Genomic DNA, 10,611 nt, shown 5'->3' with positions numbered 1-10,611 from the left:
TGCTTTAGGAGCGAGTGGTGGATCGAAGGCGGGATGACGGTCACGGCAATCTTCAGTGCTCTTTCTGTGGGAAGTCGCAGAAGGAAGTAAAGAAGCTCATCGCGGGGCCGACGGTCTACATCTGCGACGAGTGCATCGGCCTGTGCAACGACATCATCGCGGAGGAGATCGACCGCGAGGAGACCAAGGACACCAAGCTCCGGATTCCTCGGCCCAGCGAGATCAAGGCCATCCTGGACGAGTACGTCATCGGACAGGATAGGGCCAAGAAGACGCTCTCGGTGGCGGTGCACAACCACTACAAGCGCATCGAGACCAAGGTCCAGATGGACGATGTGGAGCTCCAGAAGAGCAACATCCTGCTCCTGGGCCCCACCGGCAGCGGCAAGACGCTGCTGGCGCAGACGCTGGCGCGCATCCTCAACGTCCCCTTCACCATCGCGGACGCCACCTGCCTCACCGAGGCCGGCTACGTGGGCGAGGACGTCGAGAACATCATCGTCAACCTGCTCCAGGCGGCGGACCACGATATTGAACGGGCCCAGCGCGGCATCGTCTACATCGACGAGATCGACAAGATCGCCCGCAAGTCGGAGAACCCCTCCATCACCCGGGATGTGTCCGGCGAGGGCGTGCAGCAGGCCCTGCTGAAGATCATCGAGGGCACCATCGCCAACGTGCCCCCGAAGGGCGGCCGCAAGCACCCCCAGCAGGAGTTCCTGCAGGTGGACACGACGAACATCCTGTTCATCTGCGGCGGCGCCTTCGGCGGGCTGGAGCAGATCATCGAGCGGCGACTGGGCGGGCGCAGCCTGGGCTTCGGCGCGGACATCCAGTCCAAGAAGCAGCGCAACCTCACCGAGCTGCTCAAGCACGTGGAGCCGGAGGATCTGCTGAAGTTCGGGATGATCCCCGAGTTCATCGGCCGCCTGCCCATCATCACCGCGCTGGAGGAGCTGGACGAGCCCGCGCTGGTAAACATCCTCAGCATGCCGAAGAACGCGCTCACCAAGCAGTACCGCAAGCTCTTCGAGCTGGACGGGGTGACGCTCAAGTTCACGGACGGGGCGCTCAAGGCGATTGCCTCCGAGGCCATCCGCCGCAAGGCGGGCGCGCGTGGCCTGCGCTCCATCCTCGAGGGCGCCATGCTGGAAGTGATGTACGAGCTGCCCTCCCGCAAGACGGCACGCGAGGTGCTCATCTCCGAGGAGGTCATCTTCAAGAAGAGCGAGCCCGTGGTGCTCTACGCCCACGACAAGGACTCAGAGCCCAAGAAGGAGTCCGCTTAGACCCTGGTTCTCGACCGGAGGGCATGACGGGGCGCGTCACGATCTTGGTAGCGGGTCAGGCGCGCCCTTTGTGTGCCTGGGGACTTCCCGGGCGCTCGGCCGCTCCCAAGGGGCCCGCACTTTTTGTGGGCCGGGCGAGGCCCTTCCTGTATCTGGAAGCGGTCATGAAGAGACTGCTGCTCCCCGCCTGGGTGTTGCTCGCCGCATGTGCAGGCCCGAAGGAGGCGACGAGAGAAGAGCTCCCGTCCGCCGCCGCCTCTACGCCCGCGCTGGCCGCGGCAGTCTCGTTCCAGGAGGGAACGCACCGCATGAAGTACCCGGCGACACGCTCGGAGCCTCTCGTGGACACCCTGCACGGGGTCCAGGTGGCCGATCCGTACCGCTGGCTCGAGGATGAGAAGGCCTCCGAGGTCCAGGGGTGGATGAAGGCCCAGGACCGCTTCACGCGGGACTGGCTGGCGAAGGTGCCCGGCCGGGACGCTCTCGCCCAGCGCTTCCGCGAGCTGTTCTACCAGGAGTCCATCTCCCCGCCGCTCCGCCGTGCCAACCGGTACTTCTACTTCCGCACGCACAAGGACAAGGAGAAGGCGATCCTCTACTGGCGTGAGGGCGAGAGCGGGCCCGAGAAGGTCCTGATCGACCCGAACGGCTGGAGCCAGGACGGCTCGGTGTCGCTCGGCTTCGCGGTGCCCTCGTGGGATGGCCGCAAGCTGGCCTTCGCCCAGAAGCCCAACGCCGCGGACGAGTCCATCCTCCATGTCATGGACGTGGACACCGGCGAGTGGTCCCAGGTGGACGTCATCCCGGGCACCAAGTACGCCGAGCCCAAGTGGACGCCGGACGGCAAGGGCTTCTACTACGAGTGGCTGCCGGTGGATGACTCCATCCCCGTGGATCAGCGGCCCGGCTACACGGAGGTCCGCTTCCACACGCTGGGCACGGAGCCGAAGAAGGACACGCTGGTGCACCCGCGCACGGGGGATCCGTCGACGTTCGTCTCCGTGGATCTGAGCCGGGACGGGAAGTACCTCTTCGTCTTCATCGTCCGCGGCTGGAGCGAGAACGACATCTACTGGAAGCGCGTGGGCGAGAAGGACTTCCGCCTGCTGGTGAAGGGCGTCGGCGCGAAGTACTCGGTGCTGGCCTGGCAGGACCAGTTCTACCTCTCCACCGACGAGGGTGCGCCCCGGAAGCGCGTCTTCCGCGTCTCCCCGGCGAAGCCTGAGCGGGCGGCCTGGCAGGAGATCCTCCCCGAGGATCCCGTGGCCTCGCTGGAGAGCCTGACGCTGGTCGGCGGGCACCTGGCCATGGAGTACCTGCGGGATGCGGCCAGCGAGCTGCGGCTCACGACGCTCGAGGGCAAGCCGGTGCGCACCGTGGCGCTGCCAGGGGTGGGCGCCTCCAGCAACCTGGTGGGGCTGGAGGACCAGGACGAGGCCTTCTTCCTCTTCAGCTCCTTCACCACCCCCCGGCAGGTCTACAAGACGTCCATCTCCTCGGGGAAGGTGGAGCTGTGGGCCCGGGTGGAGGTGCCCGTCGACACGGCCCTCTACACGGTGCGGCAGATCTTCTACCCATCCAAGGACGGCACGAAGATCCCCCTGTTCCTCGTCCACCGGAAGGACCTGAAGCGGGACGGGCAGCGGCCCACGCTGCTGTACGGGTACGGCGGCTTCAACGTGAGCATGCAGCCGAGCTTTCGCTCCAGCATCTTCCCGTGGCTGGACGCAGGCGGGGTCTATGCCGTAGCCAACCTCCGCGGCGGAGGGGAGTACGGCAAGGCCTGGCACGAGGCTGGACGCTTGGATCGGAAGCAGAACGTCTTCGACGACTTCCACGCTGCGGCAGAGTACCTGGTGCGTGAGCAGTACACCCGGCCGGACAAGCTGGCCATCTACGGCGGCAGCAACGGCGGCCTGCTGGTGGGTGCGGCGATGGCGCAGCGGCCGGAGCTGTACGGCGCGGTGGTGTGCGCGGTGCCTCTTCTGGACATGGTGCGCTACCACCAGTTCGGCAGCGGCCGGACGTGGGTCCCCGAGTACGGCACAGCGGACAAGCCCTCGGAGTTCCAGGTACTTTACGCCTACTCACCCTACCACCGGCTCAAGCCGGGGGGGCGCTACCCTCCGCTGCTGATGATGTCGGCGGATCATGATGACCGGGTGGATCCGATGCATGCTCGCAAGTTCGTGGCGGCGGTACAGAACCTGGAAGGGCCCGGCGCGCCGGCGCTCTTGCGCATCGAGGCCAACGCGGGCCATGGGGGGGCAGACCAGGTGGCCAAGGCGATCGAGTCCAGCGCGGACATGTTCGCTTTCCTCTTCCAGACGCTGGGCATAGGCATGGTGGGGCCAGCCGGTAGGGCGACGGCCGAGGCCCGCTGAAGCAGCAGGCGGACACACGATGACGGACGGGTGTTCCCTTGAAGGCAGGTGAGCGTTCCCCAACCTTTAGCCGGGGAACGGCAGGTGTATTCACCGTGTTATAGAACCGTCTTTGTATCTCGCACGTCTGCCGGGCTGGCAGGCGGGCAGGCAACTTCACTAGGGACTTGCGACTTCGGTCGGCAAGCAGGCAGGTGGCGAGCAAATGTTCTTCGGACGTGACGACAAGAAGGATGAAAAGAAGCGGGGCATCACCGTTCCGCTCCTGCCCCTTCGGGACATCATCGTGTTCCCGCACATGGTGGTGCCGCTGTTCGTCGGCCGGGAGAAGTCGATCGCGGCCCTCAAGGACGCGATGGCGCACAAGGGTCCCGATGACAAGGCCGTGATTCTCCTGGCCGCGCAGAAGAAGGCCAAGACGAACGACCCGACTCCCGACGACATCTTCCACTTCGGCACCGTGGGCCACGTCATCCAGCTGCTGCCGCTGCCGGATGGCACAGTCAAGGTCCTGGTGGAGGGCGTGCGCCGGGCGAAGGTGAAGAAGTTCCTCCCCAACGACGCCTTCTTCATGGTCGAGGTGGAGGAGCTGGAGGAGGTGTCCGAGAAGTCCGTGGAGCTCGAGGCGCTGGTGCGCAGCGTGCACTCGGTCTTCGAGGCCTTCGTCAAGCTCAACAAGCGGATTCCTCCCGAGATGCTGATGCAGGTGGCCAGCATTGATGACCCGGCTCGGCTGGCGGACACCATCGTCGCCCACCTGTCGCTGAAGCTGAACGACAAGCAGGCGCTGCTCGAGACGGAGAGCCCGGCCAAGCGGCTGGAGAAGCTCTACGAGCTGATGCAGGGTGAGATCGAGATCCTCCAGGTGGAGAAGAAGATCCGCACGCGCGTCAAGAAGCAGATGGAGAAGACCCAGAAGGAGTACTACCTGAATGAGCAGATGCAGGCCATTCAGAAGGAGCTGGGCGAGCGCGACGAGTTCAAGAACGAGATCCAGGAGATCGAGGAGAAGCTCAAGAACAAGCGGATGAGCAAGGAGGCCACGCTCAAGGTCAAGAAGGAGCTGAAGAAGCTCCGGATGATGAGCCCGATGAGCGCGGAGGCCACCGTCGTCCGCAACTACATCGACTGGATCATCAGCCTGCCCTGGTACGAGGAGACGCAGGATCGTCTCGATGTCACCGAGGCCGAGCGGGTGCTCAACGAGGACCACTACGGGCTGAGGAAGCCCAAGGAGCGCATCCTCGAGTACCTGGCCGTGCAGCAGCTGGTGAAGAAGCTCAAGGGCCCCGTGCTCTGCTTCGTCGGGCCGCCGGGCGTGGGCAAGACGTCGCTGGCGCGCTCCATCGCTCGGGCCACCGGCCGCAAGTTCGTCCGCCTGTCGCTGGGCGGCGTGCGAGACGAGGCGGAGATCCGCGGCCACCGGCGCACGTACATCGGCGCGATGCCGGGCAAGCTCATCCAGAGCCTGAAGAAGGCGGGCAGCAACAACCCCGTCTTCCTGCTGGACGAGATCGACAAGATGTCCACGGACTTCCGCGGCGATCCGAGCGCGGCGCTGCTGGAGGTGCTGGACCCGGAGCAGAACCACACCTTCAATGACCACTACCTGGACCTCGACTACGACTTGTCCAAGGTAATGTTCATCTGCACCGCGAACACGATGCACAACATCCCCGGTCCGCTGCAGGACCGCATGGAGGTCATCCGGATCGCGGGCTACACCGAGCCGGAGAAGCTGAGCATCGCGCGGCGCTACCTCATCCCGAAGGAGCAGGAGGCCAACGGGCTGCTGGAGCTCAAGGTCGACTTCACCAACGATGCGCTGAGGACGATCATCCACCGGTACACGCGCGAGTCGGGCGTGCGCTCGCTGGAGCGTGAGATCGGCGGCGTGTTCCGGAAGATCGCCCGGGACGTGCTGAAGAACGGCAAGCGGGACATCGCGGTGGATCGCAAGCAGGCGATGAAGTTCCTGGGCACGCCGCGCTACCGCTACGGGGTGGCCGAGCGCGAGGACCAGGTGGGCATTGTCACCGGCCTGGCGTGGACGGAGATGGGAGGAGAGATCCTCACCACCGAGGCCACGGTGATGCCGGGCAAGGGCAAGCTGATCATCACCGGCAAGCTGGGCGAGGTGATGCAGGAGTCCGCGCAGGCGGCCATGTCCTACGTGCGCTCGCGTGCCGACCGGTTCGGTATCGACCGCAAGGTGTTCGAGAACTACGACATCCACGTCCACCTGCCCGAGGGTGCCATCCCGAAGGATGGCCCATCCGCCGGTGTCACCATGTGCACCGCGCTGGTCTCCGCGCTCACCAAGGTGCCGGTGCGCAGGGACGTGGCGATGACGGGTGAGATCACCCTGCGCGGCCGCGTGCTGCCCATCGGCGGCCTGAAGGAGAAGACCCTGGCGGCGCACCGCGCCGGCATCAAGACGGTCCTCATCCCGAAGGAGAACAAGAAGGACCTCAAGGACATCCCGAAGAAGATCCGCGCGCAGCTGCGGATCATCCCCGTGGAGTTCGTGGACGATGTGCTGCGCGTGGCGCTGGTGCTGGACAAGCCGGAGGAGTTCGGCCGCAAGCCCGCGGGCGATGGGCTGAAGGTGCCTACCGTCCCGGAGACTCAGGCAGCCCCAGTGGGCGCCCCCGCTTGATGTAGAGGGCGACGGCTTCAAGTGAGGGGCTCGGGATCGCGAGGCGGTTCCGGGCCCTTCGCCTTTGCGGGCCTCAGCGCGGGCTCGAGGCGCTCTGCCAGGGGAAGAGGTAGCGCAGCGGCCGGTGGACGCGCGCCGCCCAGGAGGCCTCGGTGTGCCGGCCGCCCTTGTCCTCGTAGTGGTACATCCCTTCGCCCTGCACGTAGCCCTGGGCTTCCAGGGCCTCCTTCATGCGCAGCGTGGGAATCCGCGGGTCTCGGTGGGTGCCGGCGTCGATGTAGAACTTCACCGCGAGAGGCTCCCGCCACCGCTCCACCTCGCTGACGAGGTCCACGCCGTTCCACCCGAACGCGCTGGAGAGGCAGGCCACCTTGGAGAAGACGTGCGGGTAGCGCGTCCCCAGGTAGAAGGAGATGAGGCCGCCGAGCGAGGAGCCCATCAGCGCCGTGTCCTCGCGGCCGGGCAGGGTGCGGTACTGGCGGTCCACCCAGGGCTTCACGGTCTCGACGAGGAAGCGCCCATATGAGTCCGCGCCGCCGCCGCGCTCGGAGGCCGGGCCGGCGGTGTACTCGTACCCGCGGCGGGTGCCCATGTTGGAGATGCCCACGACGATGATCTCGTCCATGAGCCCCTGCACGACGAGCGAGTCGCGGGTGCGATCCACGCCCCAGGACACGCCGGTGAAGGAGGTGGCGTCCTCGAAGACGTTCTGGCCGTCGTGCATGTAGAGCACGGGGTAGCGCTTGAGCGGGTTCTCCGCGTAGCTCGGCGGCAGGGAGATGATGAGCGTGCGAGAGTTGTCCAGCTGCGGTGAGTGGAAGTCATGCACCTTGTGCAGCGTGCCTCCCACGGGGCTGAAGAAGGGGTAGATGTCCACGGGGGCGCCCGCCTCGAGCCGGTAGTTGCCTCCGATGGACCAGCCCCTGTCGTTGAGCAGCGGCTTGAGCTGCAGCACGCCCGAGGAGCGCGGCCAGACGAACGTCCACACATTCCCCTCGGCCCCGATGGCCGGTACGCCCGTGCTCCAGTCAAACGGGGGTTTGTTGCCGCGCAGGGTGAGGTGGTTGCCCCAGCCCGCGTCGTAGTGGACCCGGATGGGTGTGCCTTCCACGGCGGGTCTTGAACGAGGAGCCATGGCCGACCTCTAACAGGCCCACGGGGTGGGGCGCATTCTCATCTCTGGAGAGCAGGTCGCGGCTTCGTTCCTTTTGGATCCCGGTGCGATAGAACTCGCGGCGGTGGCTTCTCGTCCTCGACTCGTGCTGGCGCTCATGGGGCTGTGGTTCGCCACGGCCTGTGGGCCGTGCGGCTTCCAGCCCGACCCCGGCATCAAGATCATCGTCCCCGCGATGCCCACCACGCTGGACTGGAGCTACTCGGACCCGGCGAGCTGGTCGAACTACCCAGTCATGCTCGCCACCCAGAAGGGGCTCACCACCCTGGGGACCGACAACTCCGTCCAGCCGGGCCTGGCCGAGCGCTGGGAGCGGGAGCGCGACGCCCAGGGACGCGAGGTCTACACCTTCCACCTGCGCCGGGACGTGCGCTGGTCGGATGGCACCACACCGCTCACCGCCCAGGACTTCGTCTTCGGGTGGCGGCGCGCGATGCTCGGCCGCGAGCGCGGGGAGATGGCCGAAATTGCAGGGGCTCGGGAGGCCGTGGAGCTTCAGGAGCGCGGTGCTCCCGCAGAGCAGGTCCGAGCCGCGCTCGAGCGCACAGGGGTGGAGGCGCTGGACCCGCACACGCTGCGCGTGACACTGGAGCGGCCTCGCAGCTACTTCCTGTCGCGCCTGGCCAACGTCTACCTCTTCTTCCCCGCACCCTCTGCGGAGCTCGCCGGCAAGTCCGACGAGGAGATCCGCGACTACTTCGATCGGCCCAGGGATGGGCGGCCCCTGTCGCTCGGGCCCTACCGCGTGGAGCGCTGGGACCGGGCAGGGGAGCGCGTGCGGCTGGTCCACAACCCGGCCTCGGCCTTCCAACCGTCGCTCGAGCCTGGCGAGCACCCCGCTCCTGTGGTCACGCTGATGAAGTCGGAGATCGGCTCAGCCCTCTATGAGCGCGGCCGGGTGGACTTCGTCTTCATCGACAGTGCCCTCGCCCTGCACGGGCAGCGCCCTCCGGATCTCCACGACGAGCCGCTGCTCTCCACCTACTTCCTCTCCTTCAACACCGAGCGCCCGCCGCTGAACCGGCCCGAGGTGCGGCGCGCCATTGCTCGCGCCCTGGATCGGGAGGCGCTGCTCGCCGGGCTTCTGCCTGCCGTACGGCCCACGAACGTGCTGCTCCCGCCGGATCTGCCTGGAGCCGCGACTCCCGAGGAGGCCGCACTCCTGCCGCGCTTCGACCGGGAGCGCGCCCAGGAGGAGCTGCGCGGCGTGCAGGGCCTGGAGCGTCCGCTGCGCCTCGTCTTCAGGGCCGGAGACTCCTTCGTCCCGGAGGTGGCCATCGCCGAGCGCATCGCCGCGCAGCTTGCCGCCGTGGGCCTCACGGTGACGCTCGATGCGCGGTCGGACTTCTCGTCCGAGGTGGCCCGGCGCACCCCAGAGGGGCCGCGCGCCTATGACATGTACCTGCGGCGGCTGGGCGCAGACTACGCCCACCCGAACACCTTCTTCACCCTCTTCGAGCGCGAGGGGAACCATCAGACGGGCTGGGAGACGCAGGCGGGGGGCGAGCCCATGGCCCGCTTCGAGCGGCTGCTGGAAGAGGCCGACGCCGAGGCCGAGGCGGCACGGGCTCGGACGCTGTACGCCCAGGCCCAGGCCGTGCTGCTGGAGGAGCAGGCCGTCATCGCACCGCTGTATCACCCGGACCGCTACTACCGCTCGCGGCCGAAGCTGCGCGGCCTGGATGTGGATCCGTTCAACTTCCTCGCCCTGAAGTCCCTCCGGCTCGCGCCCGAGGCAGGGGAGGGGGGCTCGAGGCCATGAGGCAGCTCCTGGTCCGGCTTGGCCGGCAGCTCGCACTCGTCCCCATCGTCGCGCTGGCCTCGTACTTCCTCATGGCCAGCCTCCCGCTCACCACTGAGGACGACAGCAAGCGTCAGGTGTCGCCGGAGCTGGCGGCCTCCTACCGGCGGGATCTCGGCGTGGGCGAGCCCCTGGGCTTCCTGCGCCCGTGGCAGAAGCTCTTCCGGGGCGAGCGCCTCGGCACGAGCGCTCAGGGCGTCACCGGCGACGAGCTGCTCCTCAAGCTCTCCGGCAGCGTCGGGGTCGGACTGGTGGCCCTGGTGCTCGCGCTCCTCTGGGCGCTCACCTTCGCCCTCCTCAAGAACCGCTGGAGACGAGGCCGCCTCGCGCTCCTGGGGGACGTCATTCCCGCCATGGCCTTCGGGACGCCCGTCTTCATCCCGGCGCTCCTGCTGGCCCCCTCCGTCGTGGAGCGTGGGAGCCTCCTCCCCGAGCTGTCCGCCGCGCTCGTCATCTCCATCTGGCCCGGTGTCTTCCTCGGCACGCTGCTCGGGGATGCGCTGGAGACCGAGCTGGCGCGTGACTACGTGCGCACCGCCGCCAGCAAGGGCCTGCCGCCCGGCGTCGTGCTGCGCCGCCACGTGCTGCCCAACGTGCTCCCGGCGCTGCTGGACGCCATTGGCCCCGTGGCCACCGCGCTGCTGGCGGGCTCCTTCGCCGCCGAGCGCGTCTTCGGCCTGCCGTACTTTGGCCAGCTCTACGTCCTCGCCGTCCTCCAGAAGCAGGTGGCCGTCGTCGTCGTGGCCACCACCGTCTTCGCCTCGGTGCTCGCCGTCGTGGGGCTGGCAGTCGAGGGCGTCCGGCTCATCGTCGACCCCCGCGCCCGAGAGGACCGGACATGAGGCGCATCCCCGTCCAGGCGTGGGTGGGGCTGGCCCTCCTGGGAGGGCTCGGCGTGCTGAGCCTGCTCGCCGGCCGCGTCTTCCCGGAAGTGCTCGCGAGCACCTGCCCGCTCGGAAACGATCCCACCCACCCGGATCGCAGCGTGTGCGAGCTGGCCTTCGGCGGCCTCTGGGTCTCGCTCGCGATCGGGCTGGCCGCCGGGGGGCTCTCCACCGGACTGGGCCTGCTCGTGGCCGCCGTGGCCCGCCTGACGGGCGGAGCCGTGGAGCGCTGGGTCATGCGCCTGGCCGATGCCTTCTTCGCGCTCCCGGACGTGCTGGTGGTAATGGTGCTCCAGCTCGCGGGCCAGTCGCTCGTGGATGCGGGCGCTGGCGCGGGCCTGGGCCCCTTTGGACTCATGGTGGTGTCGCTGGCGCTCGTGGGCTGGGCCGGGCCCGCGCGCATGTTCCGCAACCGCCTGG

The 10,611-nt window shown here is 67.7% G+C and carries 7 protein-coding genes; 6 read left to right on the top strand and 1 reads right to left on the bottom strand.

Annotation, left to right across the window (positions count from 1 at the left end):
• Positions 1–14: 14 nt before the first annotated feature.
• The 3 genes from clpX (at position 15) to lon (ending at position 6,332) form a co-directional block, all read left to right on the top strand.
• The gene (gene clpX, locus VD972_RS34585) at positions 15–1,289 is read left to right on the top strand and encodes an ATP-dependent Clp protease ATP-binding subunit ClpX (RefSeq protein ID WP_414654177.1); all 1,275 of its coding nucleotides are present in this window, start codon (positions 15–17) and stop codon (positions 1,287–1,289) included.
• A 308-nt stretch (positions 1,290–1,597) separates the two neighbouring features.
• Complete coding sequence (locus VD972_RS34580) at positions 1,598–3,673, top strand: prolyl oligopeptidase family serine peptidase (protein WP_324993076.1); 2,076 nt, start codon at positions 1,598–1,600, stop codon at positions 3,671–3,673.
• Between the two features lie 205 nt (positions 3,674–3,878).
• On the top strand, positions 3,879–6,332 hold the full coding sequence (gene lon / locus VD972_RS34575; protein WP_324993073.1) for an endopeptidase La: 2,454 nt from the start codon (positions 3,879–3,881) through the stop codon (positions 6,330–6,332).
• A gap of 73 nt (positions 6,333–6,405) precedes the next feature.
• Here the strand turns inward: lon and VD972_RS34570 are convergent, their stop codons facing one another.
• Complete coding sequence (locus VD972_RS34570) at positions 6,406–7,467, bottom strand: alpha/beta hydrolase (RefSeq protein WP_324993072.1); 1,062 nt, start codon at positions 7,465–7,467, stop codon at positions 6,406–6,408.
• Positions 7,468–7,603: 136 nt separating this feature from the next.
• Here VD972_RS34570 and VD972_RS34565 point away from each other — a divergent pair, with 136 nt between their 5' ends.
• From VD972_RS34565 to VD972_RS34555, 3 genes are all read left to right on the top strand, one after another.
• Complete coding sequence (locus VD972_RS34565) at positions 7,604–9,268, top strand: peptide ABC transporter substrate-binding protein (protein ID WP_414654178.1); 1,665 nt, start codon at positions 7,604–7,606, stop codon at positions 9,266–9,268.
• On the top strand, positions 9,265–10,149 hold the full coding sequence (locus VD972_RS34560; protein ID WP_324993071.1) for an ABC transporter permease subunit: 885 nt from the start codon (positions 9,265–9,267) through the stop codon (positions 10,147–10,149). Before VD972_RS34565 ends, VD972_RS34560 begins: the two co-directional genes overlap by 4 nt.
• Positions 10,146–10,611, top strand: a 466-nt coding sequence (locus tag VD972_RS34555) for an ABC transporter permease subunit (protein WP_324993070.1), incomplete at its 3' end; no start/stop codon positions are given. The genes VD972_RS34560 and VD972_RS34555, both read left to right, overlap by 4 nt.

The sequence above is a fragment of the Hyalangium sp. genome, assembly GCF_035629615.1.
Classification (GTDB): Bacteria; Myxococcota; Myxococcia; order Myxococcales; family Myxococcaceae; genus Hyalangium.
This window is presented reverse-complemented; position numbering and strand designations above follow the sequence as displayed.